Source organism: Streptomyces sp. NPDC031225 (genome assembly GCF_055570355.1).
Genome location: NZ_JBVIHJ010000035.1, coordinates 22,004 through 40,436 on the forward strand (window position 1 = coordinate 22,004; position 18,433 = coordinate 40,436).

18 protein-coding genes and 3 pseudogenes are annotated in these 18,433 nt (G+C 71.4%); 10 read left to right on the forward strand and 11 right to left on the reverse strand.

From position 1 onward, the window contains the following. Window positions 1-48: 48 nt before the first annotated feature. A pseudogene (locus tag ACZ48Z_RS40525) lies at window positions 49-282 on the forward strand (ATP-binding protein); the annotation flags it as partial. After that, window positions 279-859, forward strand: a pseudogene (locus tag ACZ48Z_RS40530) (response regulator transcription factor). The pseudogenes ACZ48Z_RS40525 and ACZ48Z_RS40530, both read left to right, overlap by 4 nt. 27 nt (window positions 860-886) lie before the next feature. Here the strand turns inward: ACZ48Z_RS40530 and ACZ48Z_RS40535 are convergent. Continuing rightward, window positions 887-1,696: an ANTAR domain-containing protein gene (locus tag ACZ48Z_RS40535; protein ID WP_468740935.1), complete on the reverse strand. Its 810-nt coding sequence runs from the start codon at window positions 1,694-1,696 to the stop codon at window positions 887-889. A 132-nt stretch (window positions 1,697-1,828) separates the two neighbouring features. On the opposite strand from ACZ48Z_RS40535, the gene ACZ48Z_RS40540 reads away from it, so the two are divergent. Together ACZ48Z_RS40540 and ACZ48Z_RS40545 are read left to right on the forward strand one after the other, a co-directional pair. After that, a complete protein-coding gene (locus tag ACZ48Z_RS40540) occupies window positions 1,829-2,170 on the forward strand; it encodes a helix-turn-helix transcriptional regulator (protein WP_468740936.1) in 342 nt (113 codons plus the stop codon). A 440-nt stretch (window positions 2,171-2,610) separates the two neighbouring features. Next, window positions 2,611-4,257: a purine-cytosine permease family protein gene (locus ACZ48Z_RS40545; RefSeq protein ID WP_468740937.1), complete on the forward strand. Its 1,647-nt coding sequence runs from the start codon at window positions 2,611-2,613 to the stop codon at window positions 4,255-4,257. 93 nt (window positions 4,258-4,350) lie between these two features. Here the strand turns inward: ACZ48Z_RS40545 and rox are convergent, their stop codons facing one another. The 3 genes from rox to ACZ48Z_RS40560 form a co-directional block, all read right to left on the reverse strand. Next, entirely contained in the window at window positions 4,351-5,775 is a 1,425-nt protein-coding gene (gene rox, locus ACZ48Z_RS40550; protein WP_468740938.1) for a rifampin monooxygenase, read from the reverse strand. Window positions 5,776-5,965: 190 nt separating this feature from the next. After that, window positions 5,966-6,985 carry a hemolysin family protein gene (locus ACZ48Z_RS40555; RefSeq protein WP_468740939.1) on the reverse strand — a complete coding sequence of 340 codons (1,020 nt, stop codon included), beginning with the start codon at window positions 6,983-6,985 and terminating at the stop codon, window positions 5,966-5,968. Next, window positions 6,982-8,337: a hemolysin family protein gene (locus ACZ48Z_RS40560; RefSeq protein ID WP_468740940.1), complete on the reverse strand. Its 1,356-nt coding sequence runs from the start codon at window positions 8,335-8,337 to the stop codon at window positions 6,982-6,984. Before ACZ48Z_RS40560 ends, ACZ48Z_RS40555 begins: the two co-directional genes overlap by 4 nt. A gap of 446 nt (window positions 8,338-8,783) precedes the next feature. Here ACZ48Z_RS40560 and ACZ48Z_RS40565 point away from each other — a divergent pair, with 446 nt between their 5' ends. Continuing rightward, on the forward strand, window positions 8,784-8,990 hold the full coding sequence (locus ACZ48Z_RS40565; RefSeq protein WP_468740941.1) for a twin-arginine translocase TatA/TatE family subunit: 207 nt from the start codon (window positions 8,784-8,786) through the stop codon (window positions 8,988-8,990). A gap of 309 nt (window positions 8,991-9,299) precedes the next feature. Here ACZ48Z_RS40565 and ACZ48Z_RS40570 read toward each other — a convergent pair whose 3' ends face one another. The 4 genes from ACZ48Z_RS40570 to ACZ48Z_RS40585 form a co-directional block, all read right to left on the reverse strand. Then, entirely contained in the window at window positions 9,300-9,887 is a 588-nt protein-coding gene (locus ACZ48Z_RS40570) for a DUF5994 family protein (RefSeq protein ID WP_468740942.1), read from the reverse strand. A 147-nt stretch (window positions 9,888-10,034) separates the two neighbouring features. After that, window positions 10,035-10,382, reverse strand: a complete 348-nt coding sequence (locus tag ACZ48Z_RS40575; protein WP_468740943.1) for a hypothetical protein — start codon at window positions 10,380-10,382, stop codon at window positions 10,035-10,037. Between the two features lie 358 nt (window positions 10,383-10,740). Further along, window positions 10,741-11,268 (reverse strand): DUF5994 family protein, encoded by a 528-nt coding sequence (locus ACZ48Z_RS40580; protein ID WP_468740995.1) that lies wholly within the window; start codon window positions 11,266-11,268, stop codon window positions 10,741-10,743. A gap of 191 nt (window positions 11,269-11,459) precedes the next feature. After that, the gene (locus ACZ48Z_RS40585) at window positions 11,460-11,711 is read right to left on the reverse strand and encodes a hypothetical protein (RefSeq protein ID WP_468740944.1); all 252 of its coding nucleotides are present in this window, start codon (window positions 11,709-11,711) and stop codon (window positions 11,460-11,462) included. 153 nt (window positions 11,712-11,864) lie between these two features. Between ACZ48Z_RS40585 and ACZ48Z_RS40590 the strand changes: the two genes are divergently transcribed. After that, entirely contained in the window at window positions 11,865-12,350 is a 486-nt protein-coding gene (locus ACZ48Z_RS40590) for a DUF5994 family protein (RefSeq protein WP_468740945.1), read from the forward strand. A gap of 336 nt (window positions 12,351-12,686) precedes the next feature. Here the strand turns inward: ACZ48Z_RS40590 and ACZ48Z_RS40595 are convergent, their stop codons facing one another. Together ACZ48Z_RS40595 and ACZ48Z_RS40600 are read right to left on the reverse strand one after the other, a co-directional pair. Beyond that, on the reverse strand, window positions 12,687-13,112 hold the full coding sequence (locus ACZ48Z_RS40595; RefSeq protein ID WP_468740946.1) for a DUF5994 family protein: 426 nt from the start codon (window positions 13,110-13,112) through the stop codon (window positions 12,687-12,689). A 623-nt stretch (window positions 13,113-13,735) separates the two neighbouring features. Continuing rightward, on the reverse strand, window positions 13,736-14,914 hold the full coding sequence (locus ACZ48Z_RS40600; RefSeq protein ID WP_468740947.1) for a N(5)-(carboxyethyl)ornithine synthase: 1,179 nt from the start codon (window positions 14,912-14,914) through the stop codon (window positions 13,736-13,738). Between the two features lie 162 nt (window positions 14,915-15,076). Between ACZ48Z_RS40600 and ACZ48Z_RS40605 the strand changes: the two are divergent. From ACZ48Z_RS40605 to ACZ48Z_RS40620, 4 genes and pseudogenes are all read left to right on the forward strand, one after another. Next, window positions 15,077-15,267: pseudogene (locus ACZ48Z_RS40605) on the forward strand (ATP-binding protein); the annotation flags it as partial. Window positions 15,268-15,348: 81 nt separating this feature from the next. Beyond that, window positions 15,349-15,984 carry a hypothetical protein gene (locus tag ACZ48Z_RS40610; protein WP_468740996.1) on the forward strand — a complete coding sequence of 212 codons (636 nt, stop codon included), beginning with the start codon at window positions 15,349-15,351 and terminating at the stop codon, window positions 15,982-15,984. Between the two features lie 70 nt (window positions 15,985-16,054). Further along, window positions 16,055-16,765, forward strand: a complete 711-nt coding sequence (locus tag ACZ48Z_RS40615; RefSeq protein ID WP_468740948.1) for a DUF1775 domain-containing protein — start codon at window positions 16,055-16,057, stop codon at window positions 16,763-16,765. A 113-nt stretch (window positions 16,766-16,878) separates the two neighbouring features. Further along, on the forward strand, window positions 16,879-17,496 hold the full coding sequence (locus ACZ48Z_RS40620) for an MTB12 C-terminal domain-containing protein (RefSeq protein ID WP_468740949.1): 618 nt from the start codon (window positions 16,879-16,881) through the stop codon (window positions 17,494-17,496). Here ACZ48Z_RS40620 and ACZ48Z_RS40625 read toward each other — a convergent pair. Beyond that, window positions 17,471-18,322 carry an isocitrate lyase/PEP mutase family protein gene (locus tag ACZ48Z_RS40625; protein ID WP_468740950.1) on the reverse strand — a complete coding sequence of 284 codons (852 nt, stop codon included), beginning with the start codon at window positions 18,320-18,322 and terminating at the stop codon, window positions 17,471-17,473. The genes ACZ48Z_RS40620 and ACZ48Z_RS40625 overlap by 26 nt on opposite strands. Window positions 18,323-18,433 lie beyond the last annotated feature (111 nt).

The following is an 18,433-nucleotide window of genomic DNA, read 5'->3' on the forward strand; positions in this document are numbered from 1 at the left end:
GCGCCCGGTCGGACGACGGCCACCGGCCGGTGGGGTGCGGGGGCCGTCGACCTGGACCTGTGCGACGACGGCGTCGGCTTCGACCTCGCGCAGGTCGACGGCAGCTCCCGCACGGACCGCGGTTTCGGCCTGCCGGCCGCCCGGGCACGACTGCGGGAGTACGGCGGTGATCTCACCGTCGACGGGGCGCCGGGCCGGGGCACCCGCATCCGAGCCACCGTCCCCGCCCGCCCGTGCACCGGTGCGCTGCTGCCGCTGGGTCCGACGGCGGCCGTACGGTGACCGCCCCGCCGCTGCGCCTGCTGATCGCCGACGACCACACGGTCGTGCGGGCAGGGCTGCGTGCCCTGCTGGAGGGCGAGCCGGATCTCAACGTGGTCGCGGAGGCTTCGGATCCCGAGGAGGCCGTGGGTCTCGCCGTGGATCTGGCGCCCGACGTCGTGCTGATGGACCCGCGGTTCGAGAGGACGGCCCGGGCGCCGCCGTGGCCGACGGCGTCGAAGCCGTCCGCGCGCCTGAGGCCGGCGCGCGCGGTTATGTGCTCAAGGCCGGGCCGCCCGAGGACCTCTTCCGTGCCGTGCGGAGCGCCGCGGTGGGCGGGATGGGGCTCGCGCCCGAGGTGGTCGGGGAGCTCGGCGGCCAAGTGGTCAGCCCGGCGCCGGAGTTGACGCGCCGGGAGCGGGAGGTCGTCCAACTGATGGCGGACGGCGACAGCAACCGTGGCATCGCCGAGTCCCTGTGCCTCAGCGAGGCGACGATCAAGGCGCACCTGGTGCGCGTCTACCGCAAGCTCGGCGTGGGCAACAGGGCGGCCGCAGTTTCGGAGGCGGTCCGACGGAGGCTGCTGGAGTTCACGTAGGAAGGTGGCTGACGGGTCCCGCCGAGCTCAGGGCCGCGTCTGCGGACCGGTGTCCCCCGCCGGCGGGGCCTCCCGCACCCGGGTGACGGCCGCGGCCATCTGCTGACGGACCTCCTGGGGAACCGGTTCTCCGTCGACGGCGCCCATCAGCTCCTGAGCGAGGTGGTGGAGCTTGCGGTTGGTGTGCTGCGAGGTGATGACGAGCACCGTCCAGGCGTCCTCGGAGCTCAGTCCGAAGGTCGCCATCACGATGCCGCGGGCCACGTCGATGGCCGGCCGGGTCCGCATGGCGCGGCGCAGCTGGCCGACCTCCAGACGCAGCTCCTCGTCGACGTCCACGGGCCGGCCCCGTGCGTCGAGAGCGGGGACAAGCACTGTGTCCTGGCCGACCCGTCCGTCCGGGCTGTCCGCGCCGTACGAGCCCGCCGGGCCGCCAAGGCCTTCAGGACGCTCGGTGCCGGACGGGCTCTGCGCGCCGCCGGCCGCGAACAGCTCCCTGGCGCCCGTCAGGTCGAGCAGTCGTCCCACGGCAGGGCCGCTCACCCGGACGGAGACGGTCTTGCCCTGGTCGAGGGCCGCCCGACGCAGGCCCAACAGGACGTTGAGGCCACCGCAGTCGCAGAACCCGACCTCGCCCAGGTCCAGGTCGATGCCGGTGGCCGAGCGGTCGAGGGCGGCATGGAGCTCGGGCTGGAGCCACTCGGCACCCACGTCGAACTCACCACGGCATGTGACGACCATCCGGTCGCCGGCGACCACGGATTCGACCGTGGCCAGACATGGCGGGGCCACGTCCCTCGCGATGAGGGGCTGCGCCGAGTGCGCAGGTTCCGGCATGACCCTTCTCCCTTGTGTGCTCGGCTGCCTCCGCTACCCAGACTCCCCTCCCCGACCTATATACGTCAACCAATACATGAAACTATGTTCCGGTTTTTGGATGCGTGAATATATGGTCGGTAGAGTGGGGCCATGGATGGAGTTCCCGAGTCACACACCGGATGGACGTTCGTCACCAACCACGCGCGCGTGCTGGCCGTGATCGCGGACAACCACAGCGCCCGGATCCGCGACATCGCCGCACACTGCCGGCTCACCGAACGCGCCGTCCAGAAAATCATTTCCGATCTGGAGCAGGACGGGTACCTCTCGCACATCAGGGAGGGGCGCACCAACACCTACCGGATCGACCCGGGCAAGGTCCTGCGCCATCCGGCCGAGGCCGGTCTGACGGTGGCGTCACTGCTGTCCCTGCTCGTCCAGGACGAGGCGGACCGCACGGACTCCCCCAAGCGGGCCGCACCCCGGGCGTGACCCGACCGGAGCGACCGGCTGACGAACGGGGCCGCCGGCCCACCTGGCCAGGCCCGGGCAGGCGCGCGCAGGAACGGCTGCACCACCCGCCCGGACGGCACCGCACACAGCCGTATCGCGCCGCCCGCCTCACGATGCCGGGACCGCGCCGCGACCCTCACCCTCACCCGGGCCACGCCCCGATCACCGCGGGCGCCCCCTCCGAACCCGGCCGCCCCACGCGCACACCGCGTGAGGTCCCAGAAACTTCGCGTTCATGACAGCCCGGCCGCTCGGTAACAACCGCTTCCTAGGGTGACCCGCCGTGGGATCCACGTCGTATACAGGGCCGCCGGGCAGCTGACGACGGCCCGGCGACCGCCCCCTCCTGCCGACGACGTCAAGCGGGGTTCCCACACGTCCCCCCACCACCCGCTCCGAGCCCCACCGGGAGGCGTGACATGAGCACAACCGAGTCACGGTCGGCAACGGCAGACCCGACGACATCCGCCGACCAGGCGGCCAACGAGACGCTGGAGGACTACACCCTCCGCTTCGCGCCCCGCAGTTACCGCCGCTGGACCCCGATGGTCGTGGCCACCACGGCACTCGGCGGCATCGCCTACATGGCCGACTTCTCCATCGGCGCAGGCATCGGCCTGGCGCACGGCACCGGCAACGCGCTCGTGGCGATCGCCGTCGCCGCCGTCGTCATCTTCGTCACCGGCTTCCCCCTCGCCTACTACGGCGCCCGCTACAACATCGACCTGGACCTGATCACCCGCGGGTCCGGCTTCGGCTACTACGGCTCGGTCCTCACCAGCGTCATCTTCGCCAGCTTCACCTTCATCTTCTTCGCCCTCGAAGGCTCGATCATGGCCCAGGGCCTCAAGCTGGGCCTCGGACTCCCGCTGTGGCTGGGCTACCTGGTCTCCACGCTGATGGTGATCCCGCTGGTCATCTACGGCATGAAGGCGCTCAGCAAGCTCCAGGTCTGGACGACCCCGGTCTGGCTGCTGCTGATGGTCGGCCCGCTGATCTACCTGATCTCCACCGACCCGGGCACGGTCGACCGCTTCCTCGCCTACGCGGGCACCGACGGCGACGGCGGCGTCAACACCGCCTCCGTCCTTCTCGGCGCGGGCGTGTGTCTCTCGCTCATCGCGCAGATCGGCGAGCAGATCGACTACCTGCGCTTCATGCCGCCCAAGACCGAGGCGAACAAGCGCAGTTGGTGGACCGCGGTCATCATGGCCGGTCCCGGCTGGGTCGTACTCGGTGCGCTCAAGCAGGCCATCGGTGTCTTCCTCGCCGTGTACATCCTCGCGAAGGTCGGCGCGGACGTCGCCCCCGAACCCATCCAGCAGTTCAAGGGCGCCTTCGACGCGATGATGCCGTCCTGGCTGGTGCTCCCGCTGGCCGTGGCCCTCGTCGTGATCAGCCAGATCAAGATCAACGTGACGAACGCGTACTCCGGCTCGCTCGCCTGGACCAACTCCTTCACCCGCCTCACCAAGCACTACCCCGGCCGCATGGTCTTCGTCCTGGTCAACCTGGGCTTCGCGCTCGCCCTGATGGAAGCCGACATGTTCAGCTTCCTCAACGACATCCTCGGCTTCTACTCGAACTGCGCGATCGCCTGGGTAGTCACCGTCGCCACCGACATCGGCATCAACAAGTACCTGCTCAAACTCTCCCCGCACGCCCCCGAGTTCCGCCGCGGCATGCTCTACGCCGTCAACCCGGTCGGTGTGGTCGCCTTCGTCGCCGCCTCCGGCCTGTCCATCGCCATGTACTTCCACGCCCTCGGCGACACCCTCCAGCCGTACTCCCCCGTCGCCGCCGCCCTCATCGCCTTCGTCCTCACCCCGCTGATGGCCGTCGTCACCAAGGGCAAGTACTACCTGCGCCGCACCGACGACGGCATCGACGAGCCGATGCTGGACGCCGACGGCAACCCGAGCGCGGTCACCTACGACTGCCACGTCTGCCGGCAGCCGTACGAGCGCCCCGACCTGGCCGCCTGCGCCACCCACGACGCGGTGGTCTGCTCGCTGTGCCTGAGCACGGACAAGGCGGGCGACCACGTGCTGCCCGCCACCGTCTGACAGCACACGGTCCACGTCGGACCGCGGACCGCACTCACGGGCATCCGCGAGTGCCCGGGCGACCGGGCCTCGCGGGTCGGCGTTTCCTCGCGGTCAGGCGGCGGCGCCGAACCACCTGGGCAGCCGGTCGAGGAGTTCCGCCCGGTCCTCGCCCGCCCACGCCACATGGCCGTCCGGTCGCAGCAGTACCGCGGGCACGTCCAGTTCCCCGCTGCCGTCGACGACGTGGTCGACCCGGTCCGACCAGCCCGCCACCGAGAGCCGCCCGGTCCGGTCGAGGAGCAGTCCGCGGCCGCCGCGCGTCAGCTCGTAGAGTCGGCCGCGCTTCAGCGGGAGGTCCCGCAGGCGCCGGCCGAGCAGTTCATGGCCCTCGCCGAAGTCGTAGCGCACGCCGATCGCGGTGATCTTCTCGACCAGGTACCGGTTCACCTCGTCGAAGTCCATCAGCTGCGACAGCAGCCGGCGCACCGCCCGCGGCCCCGGCTCGGTCGAGAGCAGCTCCATCTGCGCGCGGGTGCTGCTGAGCACGTCGGCGGCCACCGGGTGCCGTTCGGCGTGGTAGCTGTCGAGCAGTCCTCCGGGCGCCCAGCCGGCCACCTCGGCGGCCAGTTTCCAGCCCAGGTTGAACGCGTCCTGGACACCGAGGTTGAGGCCCTGTCCACCGACCGGCGGGTGGACGTGCGCCGCGTCGCCGGCCAGCAGCACCCGGCCAACCCGGTAGCGCTCCGCCTGCCGGGTGGCGTCGCCGAAGCGGGACAGCCAGCGCGGTGAGTGCACCCCGAAGTCGGTACCGGCGACCGCCCTCAGCCGTCGCTTGAACTCGTCGAGGGTCGGCGCGGCCGAGCGGTCCTCCGCCACCCCCTCGGCGGGCACGACGACGCGGTACAGCCCGTCCCCGACGGGCCCGAGGCCGAACAGCTTCTGGGTGCGGCGGATCTCGGTCACCACCTTGCTCACCGTCTCCGGCGGCACGCCGACCTCCATCGCGCCGAGCAGTGTCTCGGTCGTGGCGGGTTCGCCGGGGAAGCCGACACCGATCAGCTTGCGCACCGTGCTGCGGCCGCCGTCGCAGCCGACGAGCCAGCGCGACCGCAGCCGGGTCCCGTCGGCGAGTTCGGCGTCCACCCCGTTCTCGTCCTGGCTCAGTCCGACCAGTTCGCTGCCGCGCCGGACCTTGGTGCCGAGCTCGACTGCATGCTCGGCCAGCAGACGGTCGGTGGTCGTCTGCGGGATGGCCAGGACGTAGGCGTGCGCACTGTCCAGCCGTTCCGGCCAGGGCCTGTCGATGCCGGCGAAGTAGCCGCCGGCGGTGAACTGCCGTCCGTGGGCGAGGAACCGCTCCAGCAGCCCGCGCTGGTCCAGCACCTCGATGCTGCGCACATGCAGACCGAGCGAGCGGACGACCTGCGTCGGTTCCGCCGCCTTCTCCAGGAGGACCACCCGCACGCCGTGCAGCCGCAGCTCGGCGGCCAGCATCAGTCCGGTCGGTCCGCCGCCGACGACGGTCACGTCGATCATCGAATCCCCCTCTGTCGACACGGGCCGGGCCGCTGCGCTCATGGTCTGTTCCCGCAGGCTCCGGCCTCGGACGGGGATTGTGCGGCACCACCGGGGCCTTGCCGCAAGGCCCCCCGTGGGCTATACGTTGAAGAGGGCAAGGAGGTGCTGACCTCCCTGCCCTCTGTCATGTGTCCCCGCACGATCCCGTTCAGGCCGACTGCGGCTGCAGGTAGCGCGCCAGCAGGTCGTCCAGGGTCACCATGCCCGTGAGCGTGCCCGCCTCGTCGCGTACGACCGCCAGCGAGGCGCGGTTGCGGCGGAGCAGGTCGATCGCGTCGGCGACCTTGGTGTCCTGCGTCAGTTCCGGGACCGGGCGGGCGAGGGTGCGGGCGGTCCCGGTACGGCCCTGGGCGCGGGCGACCAGGGCGTCGCGGGCGTGGAGGGAGCCGAGGACCCGGTCGCCCTCACGGACCAGCATGCGGGTGCGGTCGTGGTCGGCGGCCGTGCGCAGGATGGTGTCGAGGTCGGCGGTACCCGCCACTGACGTGATGTCCGCGGCCGGGATCCGCAGGTCGCCGACCGGGGTCTCGGGCTCTGTGAGCGAACGGGTGAGCAGCTCGGAGTCGGCCTCGCTGATCAGGCCGAGGCGCTGCGACTCCTCGACCAGGTGGGTGAGTTGCTCCCGGTTGTGCACGGCTGCCAGCTCGTCGCGCGGGGTGACCCGGCACAGCCGTACCAGCGCGTTGCTCATGGAGTTGAGCACCGAGATCAGCGGCCGGACGACCTTGACGACAGCCCGGAAGGGCGGTGAGAGCAGCATCGCGGAACGCTCGGGGTGGGCGATCGCCCAGGACTTGGGGGCCATCTCACCGAGCACCATGTGCAGGAACACCACGACGAACATGGCGAACACGAAGGCCACGCCGTAGCTGAGTCCGCTGGGCAGGCCCAAGTCGTGGAGCAGCGGGTCGAGTTCGTGGGAGATCGCGGGCTTGGAGACCGAGCCGAGGCCCAGGGTGCAGACGGTGATGCCGAGTTGGGCGCCCGCCAGCATCAGCGACAGCTCGCGCATCCCGGCCAGAGCCGCCTTCGCACCGCGCCGGCCCTGCGCCGCGGCCTTCTCCATGCGGTGCCGCTTGGCGGCGACCAGCGCGAACTCGGCGGCGACGAAGAACCCGCTGCCGATCAGCAGCAGGACGGTGACGAGGAGCGCCATGGGGAAACTCATGCCTGCTCCTCCTCGGACTCGGACTCGGACTCGGACTCGGAAAGCCTCTCGATGCGGACCCGCTCCGGCACGTGCCGGTCCAGGGTCCGTACGTCGATCACCGCGCGGCCGCCGGGGAGCAGGTCGACGGTGACCCGGTCCCCGATGGCGGGGAAACGGCCGAGGCGGTCCACGACGAGGCCCGCGACGGTGTCGTAGTCCTCCTCCTCGGGCAGTTCGACGCCGGTGGCGTCGGCGATCTCGTCGAGGCGGCGGCCCGCGTCGACCAGCCAACCCGCCCCGTCGGGCACGGCGAGTTCGGTGACGGTGTCGGTCTCGTCGGCGATGTCGCCGACCAGTTCCTCGGCGATGTCCTCGTAGGTGACGATGCCGGCGACGCCGCCGTGTTCGTCCAGGACGACCGCGAACTCGTCGTCCTTCTCACGCATCCGCTCGACGGCGTCCGGCAGCGGCAGTGTGTCGGGGAGCAGCAGCGGGGTGCGGGCGAGGGCGCCCGCGGTGGCCCGGGCGAGTTCATGGGCGGGCAGGCGCATCAACTCCCGTACGCCCAGGACGCCGGGCACGTCGTCGGGGTGGTCGCCGAGGACGGGGTAGGTGGAGTGGCCGTGCTCGGCGATCAGGTCGATCGCCTCGGCGGCGGTGGCGTCCCTCCGGACGAAGACGGCGTCGACGCGCGGCACCATCACCTCGTCGAGGGTGCGCTCGGAGAACTCCAGGGCGTGGTCGAGGAGTTCGGCGGTGTCCTTGGGCAGTTCGCCCTGTTCGTGGGACTCGCCGATGAGGTGGCCTAGCTCCTCCAGGGTGGCGCCGTGGTGGAGTTCCTCGACGGGTTCGATGCCGACCCTGCGGAGCAGGCGGTTGGCCGCGCCGTCGAAGACGTGCACGAGCGGGCCGACGACCTTCAGGTATCCGAGCGTGGAGGGTGCGAGGGCCTTCGCGAGCCGTTCGGGGACGGCGATGGCGAGGTTCTTCGGGGCCAGTTCGCCGAGGACCATCTGGACGACGGTGGCCAGGACGAAGGCCAGCACGACGGAGATGCCGCCGACGGCCCCCTCGGGGATGCCCATGCCGGTCAGGGCGGGCTTCAGCAGTGCGGAGACCGACGGTTCGGCGATGAAGCCGACGACCAGACCGGTGACGGTGATGCCCAGCTGGGCGCCGGAGAGCATGAAGGACAGTCGGCCCAGGACCTTGAGGGCGCGGGCGGCCTTCTTGTCACCGGCCTCGGCCTCGCGGGAGAGTGCGAGCCGGTCCGCGGAGACGTACGCGAACTCCTGGGCGACGAAGTAGCCGGTCCCCGCGGTCAGCAGGAACACGGCGAGCAGGCCGAGGACGGCGCTTGTGGTACTCAACGGCGGGTGGATCGCGTCGGGCGGGAGTCCGTCGGTGGGGCGGACACGGGCTTGCTCCTTCGGTAGTGACGTGCAGGGTGTGAACGGCCGGGACGGGAACGGCGTTCCCAGATCTACCAGCGGTGGGGCCGAACCGCCCGGCGATCACGCGGTCGCCGGGGCAGGCCCCACCCCGAAGGAGGGCTCGGCGAGCATGCCGATCACCAGCGAGGCGACCGGGATCTCGGTCACCGGGTCACCCCCGCTCCCCCGGTCGGGCGGCGGACGGCACGGCTGGTACTGGGAGGCTCACCCATTGCGGAACTGTGGCTCCTTCGTCGGTCGGGGGCGTTCCACACAAGGGTAAAGGACAAGCAAAGTGACCTGGCGCGAAGGAGACGGGTACGCTGCCGGTCCGGCGGGCGTCGTGTCCGACTCCGGCGTCAACGTCTGACGGAGGCCTTCACATGTTCGGACTGAGCGAACTCGCGATCATCCTGATCGTCGTCATTGCCGTCCTCGCCATCAAGAAGGGTCCCGAGCTGACCCGTTCCGCGGGAAAGTCGGCGCGCATCCTCAAGGCGGAGGCACGGGCGGCGAAGGAGGGCCCGCCGACCCCCAAGGTGATCAAGGGGGAGGTCGTCGAGCCCGGCAACACCACGGCGTCCAGCTGATCGTTTCAGGACGGCCGCGCGCCGTCACGATGATCTACCGCTCCGGGTCCCGTGTCACGAGCCGGCCGAAGAGGCGCCGGTCGCCGTCGAGCCTGGGTTGCGCGCTGTTCAATTCCCGACCGGGACGGGCCGGGTTCCACCAGGGGTGGTGGCGTGCCGCGTCCGCGGTGGCCGGGCAGGGGGGCGCTGTGGCGGTGCGCGGCGCTTCTGTCGGCGTGCTCGACAGTGAGCCGGTGGGTCGCGTAGGCCGCCGCCGCGGTGAGGACGATTAAGGCGGCGGCTGTCAGGAAGCCGTTCACGGCGGCCGCGTCACATACCGACGATCAGGCGACTGGCCCGACCGGGCTGGTGCGGGACGGCCGCGGGCATCGCGGTGGCGCCGCCCTCGTATTCCCATGCCTCGCCCGGGTCCACCGGCTCGTAGGTCGCGGCGACATCGTGCCGGGCCTCGTCCGCGGCGATGAGCGCGCTCGCGGTCAGGGGCGGTCCGTCGGAGCGGGACGCGGCGGTCATCAGCCGGGCCGCCGACTCCGCTCCGGTTTCGGGCGGGATGATCAGCAGGTCCCAGCGGCCGGTGCCGTAGGAGAGCAGCAGCAGCTTGTGCGGGTCGATCTCCGGGGTGAACCAGCCGACCTTGACGATGTGGCCGTCCACGGGAACCCGGCGCGGGATGACCGGCCAGTACTTCGGGTTGACGGCGATGCGTGTGATCCGGCCCCACAGGGGGTCCAACACGCCGGTCAGCGCGGGCAGTTCACTCAGCAGATCCCGGGAGCGGGGCCACCAGGCACCGTCCAGGAGTCCGCGGGAGGCGCCGTCGGCCTTCAGGGCGAGACGCGCGGCCGGGGTTGCGACGGGCTCGGGATGCGGCAGGGTTGAGTGCAAGGTCGCCGACATGATGCGGACCCGTCTCCGGGCCGCCTCTGCGGCGGCCCGGGTTTCATCTCTCGCCGAGAACGACCCGGCGTGAAAGCCGGTGTGCGAAGTGCCCTCGGTACTGTCAACCCTACTCCGCGCCCGGCCGCGACGCGGCGTAGTGGCCGCCTAGATGTGGAGCAGCCTCTGGGTGGTCTCCCGGTACTGCCTCAGTGCGTGCCGAAGTTCGTCGGACTGTGCGTCGGGGTTCTGGTCCTGCCAGCCGGCACGCAGAAGACGCCGTCGTTCCGCGAGGGCGTTCACGAGCTGTGCGATGGCTTCGTCATAGGCGCCCTCGGCCTCTTCCAGCGCCTCGAGCGGGGTGTCGGCGAAGGTGTTGAGGGCGTGCCGGAGGCGCTGGACGATCTTGTCCTGTTCGTCCGACGGGAGCAGCGGCTCCGTGCTTGGGCTACGGCGTCCGGCCGGGCCAGGAGTCTGGCCGGCCGGCTGCCGGGCGCGTGTCTGGTCGTACATCATCGGGGGCTACTTCCGTTCCGCCTGAAGGCGTCCTTGGTCTTCTCCACGGCCTGTTTCAGACTTCCGGAGACGCGGTCGTTGCTGCCTCGGCGTTGCAGTCGCCTGTTTCCGGTGACTCGGCCGAGCTCTTGCGTGATCCTGCCCCTCATCGTCTGCGCCTGGTTCCTGATGCTCCGTGCAACGGTCATGGCGGGCCTCGCTGTTGTCCGGTGGGTGGCTGCTCGCGGGGACCGGGCGAGGTGGGATGGTGCAACGCTTCGCCGTGTGTTCCGCGGGCGCACGGCCCGGCACCGTGCGGCCTTTCCGCGTCCGGCGACGGTCCGTGTCAACGCAGCGGTTCGCGATCGGCGCCGCCTCTCTACGGCCTGGGCGGTGGCGCATACAGCCCCATCGACGCGGCCGGCCGGTCGGGCCGTCCGCCGTCGGCGTCGGCGTGGGCGTCGGCCGATGCGGAGGGCGCGTCGACCAGTTCGGCCGTCATGAGAGCGGTCGCGGTCGACTGCGGGGCGGTGCTCACGCTCGCGGCGGCCATCAGTCGGGCGGCCGACGGGTCGCTGACCTCCGGAGGTATCACCAGGAGGCCCCAGGGGCCCGACGCTCCGGACAGCAGCAGGATCTTGTGCGGATCCAGGTCCGTGGTGAACCAACCGACCTTCACCACATGCCCGTTGACGAAAATCCGTTGCGGGATGATCGGCCAGTAGCGGGGGTTGACGGCGATACGGGTGATCCGTCCCCACAACGGGTCCAGTACGTCGGCCAGCAAGGGGAGTTCGTAATTCAGGTCACGAGAGTGGGGCCACCAAGCGCCGTCCAGCTCGACCTGCCCCGGGGAGGGACTCACGAGTTTGAGGGCAAGGCGTGCGGCCGGGGCCCCGAAGGGCACAGCGCGCGGCGGAGGATGGTCGGTGATCGCGGACATCGTGCGAACCCGTCTCCGAACCCCTGCGCGTGCGCAGTTGCCCGGTGCTGTTGCTCACCAGGAACGACACCGGGATCGGAGCCGGTGCGCGAAGTGCTCCCGATGGGTTCACGCTACTCCCCGAAGACGCCGAACGGACCGCTCCCGGAGATCCCTCACGTCCGGCGGCCGTCCTTGCCCGAGGAGCGGCTGGTCTCCAGCCAGGACCGCGCCGGTTCTGCCGCGCTGGTGGTGTCCACAGTGAGCTCGAGGCGGGTCCCTCCCCCGGCGTCCGCGGGATAGCTGCGCTGTTCTGTGGTGGCGAAGCAGTGACGGAGAACCTCCGCGACCCGGCGGGCGACCTCGGGGGAAGCGGCGACGATACGTACGTCGGCGTGTCCGTCCGAGGGGGTTTCCTGGGGCTGCATGATGACCGTTCCCTCTTGGGCGTGTGGATCCTTGGACTGGATCTTTCACCCTACGCCAGCCCTTGTGACCAGCGAGCTTTACGACTGCTGAGGGCTGCGGAGTACCGTGGTACGAGGAAGTCACTCCATGTCTCGCGCAGAGAGGCGGGTGTCATGTCCGACTCCGGTTTCCCGCGTGTGACCAGGCTCCTGCCGGACGCCGTCCACCAGGCGGTGAAGCCGGGGACCGCTGTCGTACGGCTACAGACCACGCATGACCGCCGGGGCGTCCTCGACGGGGCGTGGTGGCCGTGCTCCCGTGATATCGCAGCCGAGCTTCCCGCCCTGATCTCCGCGCTGACCGAGTACCTCGGGCCGCTCACACGCGTCGGCCTGGACGCCGGAGCCTGGGACGCGGTGCCCACGCGACTGCTCGTCGACGGCCGCGTCGTCCACATCGACTCCTTCCCGGTCGGCGACGACACCGTCCTCGTCACCAGGGGCGATCAGGACCACTTCTCCCTCCTCGCCATCCCGCCGCACGCGACGCCCGAGGCGGCACGCACCGCGATGGCCGAAGCCGTCCGCGCCGACAACATCACGCAAGCCGAACAGATCCTCATCGACACCGGGACCGACCGAGCAGCGCCGAAGACGTGACGCCGCTCAACTGAGGCGACCGTCGCGCCAGTCCGGTGCCGGCGCCGGACCGACGGCGCTGACGAAGGCGTCGGAGATGACCTGTGCCGCGAGCTCGGGCAGGCGCGGGTCCGTACGTGGAGTCCACTCGGGAACGACCAGGCCGGCAGTACCCGGGTCGGGAGGCGTTCTGCGACGGCTCACCCGTCTGCGGCGGTCACCCGCGACTTCCGGCAGCTCGGTTTCTCTCGGCTGGTCGCCCGGACCGACGCCCCGGCCTGCAAGGCCTTCCTGCGCGCCGGGCAGCGCCGGCCGCACCGCTCGCCGCACGCGCTCGACCCCGCCCGCCCCACGAGATCAACGGCGAGGTTTCTTCACGGCTTCTTGCGCCTGGCTGTCCGCCCCGGCCTCCATGAGCGGTTCCGCGGCCTCCTCGGGCGTGTCCGGTGGCACGACCAGCAGGTCCCAGCGCCCGTGGCCGGGCGCGAGCAGGACGATGGTGTGCGCGGCGGATGCCGTGAGGGTCCTGTGCAGCTGTACGACCTGGTTGGAGACGAGCATCCGGCCGGGCACCGCGGACCAGGCCGCCCCGTTGACCGTGACGCTGGTGATGTGGCCCCACGCGCGCGGCAACCCGGCGAGCAGTCGGGGGAGTTCGGCGAGCAGGTCGTACGAACGGGGCCACCATGCTCCGTCGATCGGCCGGGGACTACCGCCGCGCGGCGCCAGGCGCAGACGTAGGAGGGGATGGGACGGAAGCGGGGACGGTAGTGCGGTGGTCATGGGGGCTCCTGCCAACTGCCGTGCACGGAGGAACGATTGATGTCGGGCGCGGTGAGCGGCGACGCGGGCCGGACCTGACCGGCGCACCTCGTGCACGCGGCCGAGGCGTTCGAAGAGGTGGATGACGGCGCCTCCTCGGCCTGGATGCGGATGGCGCGGCCGGCTTCACGGGCTGCCCTGTGAGGACGGGTGGAGCTCTGCGGAAGGAAGGCGGGCTGGTGGACCCGCCCACGAGGCGACAGCCCGGGGCAGGCCGGGCCCATTTCCGACATACGGAAAGCCTCTGTCCTTTCCACCGTACTCCGGCCCGCGTCACAAGCAGGTCTGCTCGTAAGCGGCATCGCGTCGACCCGGGCCGGCACTGGGCGTCCACCGGCTGCACGGCCGAGGGCCTTGCCGCTCCGCACATCCGGCACGACGGGCAGGAATGCGGCACTTGATGATGTACGACCGGACACGAGGCCGCACAGCCGGCGGATCAGACCCGCGGCGTCACAGGATGCCGCGCCCCCGATCCGGCACCGCTGTTCCCGTGCGACAAGCGGGACAAGAGCGCCCCGTCCCACGGAGCTCCACGGACGAGCCGGATTCCCACTGCTCCGAAACGCCGGATGCCCCGCCGACTACAGCCGCGACGCCACCCGGGTCTCCTCGTGGGCGTGCGGATACTTTGCGGAGCGGTGCTGAAAGGCGAGCACCTTGGGGTTCTGGACGACGCCCCCGCGGATCTCGATGGCACGCCGGATCGTGTCGTCGGTGTCCCAGCCGTCGGACCCCTGAAGCACGACGTCCAGATAGGGCAGGAGGGCCTCGCTGTTCTCCCAGGTCGCGGAGTTCCACAGGTAGGAGGGGCTGTGGTCCACCGCGTAGTACCCGACGTGGTCGCCGACGGTGAACATCGGCTCGGTGAAGGTGGTGGGCCGGGCCCAGGCGAAGCCCATGCCCTCATCGCAGGAGACGTCGATGACCAGGGTGCCCGGGGCCAGCTTGGGCAGGTCCTCGTCAATCAGGAACATCAGCGGTGCGTCGGTGTCCTGCAGCACGCAGTTGACGATGATGTCGTGCCCGGCGAGGAACTCGGCCAGCGGCATCGGGCCGTCCTCGGTGAGGGCGACACTGCGTCGCGGGTCGAGGGTGTCGTCGGCTCGGTCGTGGTCGAAGTGGACGATCCGCGCGGAGTGTATGGGGGAGCTGACGGCGGTGACGCCACGTGCGGTGAGCACGTCGACGTCGTGCACACCGAGAGCGCTGAGCGCGGTCACCGCGCCGCGGGCGGTCGCGCCGAAGCCGATGACGACGGCACGCTGCCGACGCCCGTAGTCGCCTGTCACGCCGGTCAGTTGCATGGCGTGCAGGACCGAGGAGTACCCGGCCAGCTCGTTGTTCTTGTGGAAGACGTGCAGGTTGAAGGCGCCGCTGCGGGTCCAGTGGTTCATCGCTTCGAAGGCGATCAAAGTCAGCCGTCGGTCGATGGCGGTCTGTGTGAGCGTCTCGTCCTGGACGCAGTGCGGCCAGCCCCACAGGACCTGCCCCTCGCGCAGTTCCGCCAGGTCCTCGTGGAGGGGTTTGGCCAGCAGGATGACATCGCAGTCGGCGATGAGTTCCTCCCGCGAGCGGAAGCCCGCGACGAGCGGGGCGAGCCGGCTGTCCGGGACGCCGAAGTACTCTCCGTAATTTTCCTGGAGGTAGATGCGCTTGCGGAGAGCGGCGTCGATACGCTCGAAATGAGCGGGGTGAACCGGCAGACGATGCTCGTTCTCCTTGCGGGTCTGCGACATGATTCCGAGCGTGAGCTGCTGCAAAATGCCCCTTTGGTTACTCCCTGTCTAGCACACCAGGGCAAGTCGGCAGCCGGTCGCGACAGGCAGGGCCAGGGCAGGCGCGCAGGCGGGAGCCGGTCCTGGCGACATACGCGTGGCTTTGTGCGCTTCCGGGACGGGGCTCTCCGAAGCGGCCGCCCGTGACAGATGTCGTATCGCGGCTTCCTCGCCGGACCGCTGATGGCCGAGCGCGACGACCGGGCCCGCCGCCGCTCGGAACGACGCATCAAGGCTGCCGCCTTCCCGGCGAGAAGTCGTTGCGGGCCTTCGGCTTCGAGGCGAACCCCAGCGCGGACCCGGCGGCCGTCCACACACCGGCGACCTGCGAGTGGGTCGGTGCGTACGGCGTCGGTGGCAGAGGAGTTTCCCGGACCCCCGTGCCGAGCGGGTCCGGCATGGCCCATGATGAGCGGGCCATGCACCGTTCCGTCACGACGACTCGCGCGCCTCTGCCCGTTCTGCGGGCCGCGGTGTTCGCCGTCGTCGGTACGGTCCTCGGGATCAGCGCCCATCACCTGCTCTCCGAGGGCCCGGTGCCCTGGACGTGGGGCGCCGCCGCGACGGCCGTGCTCTTCGCGGTGGGCCTCGTCGGTGTGCAGCGGCCCCGCAGCCTGGCGACGGTCGTCGCCTGCAGTGTCGCGGGGCAGTCCGGGCTGCATCTGTGGCTGACGGTCACCGCGCACGCGTCGGCCTCCCGGCACCCGGGCGGCCATCCGCACGGCACCCGGCCGGCGTGGCACGAGAGCCCGCAGGGGTCCCTCGCCATGACGGCGGCCCACGCGCTGGTCGCCGCCCTGGTCGCGGTCCTGCTGCACCGCGCGGACGCGGCCTGCTGGACGGTGGCCCGCGGGGTGACGGCGGCGCTCGACGCGGTGCGGCCCCGACTGGCCGCCGCCCTGCTGCTGTTCGCCCGGCCCGCGTCACCCGCGCCGACGGCAGCGGTGGCCGTCGTGCCGAACCGCGACGAACGACCGCTCACCGGGCGGCCGTTGCTGGCGCACGCGGTGGTACGGCGGGGTCCTCCGGCGGCGAGCGCAGCTCCCGCCCACTGACCTCAACGGGATGCCGGTCCGGCCCGTGCCGGACGGCCGGCCCGCCGTGCCACCCTGCCTGGAGACATCCATGTCCCGTATCACCCTGCCCCGCCTGTCCATTGCTGCCGCGACGGCGGCGACCGCCGTGCTGCTCACCGCCGTTCCGGCCGCCGCCCACACGGAGGTCGAGGCCGACAAGGCGCAGGCCCTCGCCGAGAACGTCACCGTCTCCTTCCACGCCGAGGCGGAGTCCGACTCCTCCGGGATCAAGGAGGTGCGCGTGGTGCTGCCCGAGGGCATCGCCCCGGCCGACGTGGTCTACGACGAGGGCCCCAAGGGCTGGAAGTTCAGCGCGACCGACGACGGCTACACCGTCAGGGGCACGGAGCTGAAGACCGGCGAGAGCGCCGAGTACTCCGTGGTCGTACGGCAGTTGCCGGACGCGAAGGAGGTGGCCTTCAAGACCCTCCAGACCTACGGCGACGGACACGTCGACCGCTGGATCGAGCTGGACGAGAACGGCGAGAACCCGGCACCCACACTGAAGCTCAAGGCCGCGGCACCCGGCGCGAAGCCGGTCGGCCCCTCGCCCAGCCCCTCGCCCAGCCTCTCCGGGAGCCCCACTCCGACCGCCGCCGCAAAGACGAGCCCGGCGGCCTCCCCGCAGGCCGCCGACACCGCGACGGACGACGACGGCGGGCTGTCCGCGGGCGCGTGGACCGGTATCGGTGCCGGGATCCTCGTGGCGGCGGCCGCCGTGGTCTTCGCGGTCCGGCGCCGGGGCGGCACCGCCGAGTAGGCGCGGGAACGCGCGGGAACGCGCGGGGCGCACGTGGGAATTCGCATCCGTCCCGGATGAATCGTCCGCCTCCGGGTAGGCCAGCCACACGGCGAACCCGGAGGTGGAGTGCCATGACCTGTGCGAGCTCCCCTGCACGGCACGGGACCTGGGCGGTGACGCTCGCCGTCACCGCCCTCGTCCTGACGGGAGCCTGTGACGCCGACGGAGGCGGCGCTGACGACGCCGTCTCCCGGACGGCCAGGTCCTCCGCCACCGGATCGCCGGGCCCGGCCACACCCGGGGGCTCCCCTTCGCTCTCCGTCTCCCCGACACCGAGCGCCACCGCGCCCCCGGAGCCGGCACGGGCCGAACAGGACATCCGGCACGCGTGGACGGTCCTCTTCGACCCCGGGTCCTCCCTGGACGAACGCACAGGCGTCGTCGAGGACGGCGACGAGAACGCCCTGATGGTCGACAACCTCTTCCGCGACCCGAGCGGCCGCAAGCTGCGCGCCGAGGTGACCTCGGTGTCGTACACCTCGGACCGGTACGCCGACGTGGCCTACGACCTCACGCGCGACGGGCACCGGCTGGACCCCGGCGGCCCGGGGGCGGCCGTACTCCAGGACGACGGCGGTTGGAAGGTCGCCCTGCGGACGGTCTGCGCGCTGACCCGGCACGCCGAGGACGCCCCCGAGGCACCGAGCTGTCTGGCGCCGTCCGCTAGCCCTGCCGGAACAGGTCGTTGAGCTCCGTCTGGGAGAGCTGGCCGGCAGCGTAGGAGAACGTGCCGCGGTCGGCCAACTCCCGTGCCGCGTCCAGCAGATGGCGGTACATCGCGCGGGCGATGCTGCCGCCGACCGTGACCCGTCGTACGCCGAGTCCGCGCAGGTCGTCGAGGGAGAGCGCGTTGCCGGTCAGGCCCATCACCACGTTGAGCGGGCCGTCGATCCCACGGACCAGGGTCCCGATGGTCGCGGCATCGGCGGCGCCGGGGACGAACGCGCAGTCGGCGCCCGCCTCCAGGTAGGCGTTGGCCCGCCGTACGGCCTCGTCGAGCGGGCCGCCGACCAGGAGCACGTCGGTACGGCCCACGAGGACGAAGGGCTCGCCGTCGGCCGCCAGGGTCTCGCGGGCGGCGCGGATGCGGTCGACGGACAGTTTCTCGTCGTAGAGCGGCCGGGTGCGGTCGCCGGTGAAGTCCTCGATGTTGCCGCCCGCGGCTCCGGCGGCGAGCGTCATCGCGAGGGTGGCGGCCACGGTCTCGGGCGACTCGCCGTATCCGTCCTCCAGGTCCGCGCTCAGCGGTACGGAGATCCCGCCCGCGATCTCACGGACCCGGCCCAGCATGGTCGCGCGGTCGACGCGGTCCTCGGGCGGCCGGTCGGCGAAGAAGTCGTGGTCGGGCCGTCCCAGGGAGAAGGCGACACCCGCGCTCGTCGTCGCCACGGCCGGGAATCCGGCCGCCTCAAGGATCCGGGCGCTGCCCACGTCCCACGCGTTGGGGAGCAGGAAGCAGCCCTCCCGGTGCAGATCGGCGAAGCGCTGCGCCCTGGCTCGGCGGTCGGTGTCCACACGGTCCTTCCCGGCCCGTCGCCCCTCGACGGACTCCCGGAGAACGTACGCCGACGACGGCGCTGGGCGAACCGTTCGCGTCGTGGCTCTCCGCAGGCGGAGCGGCTTCAC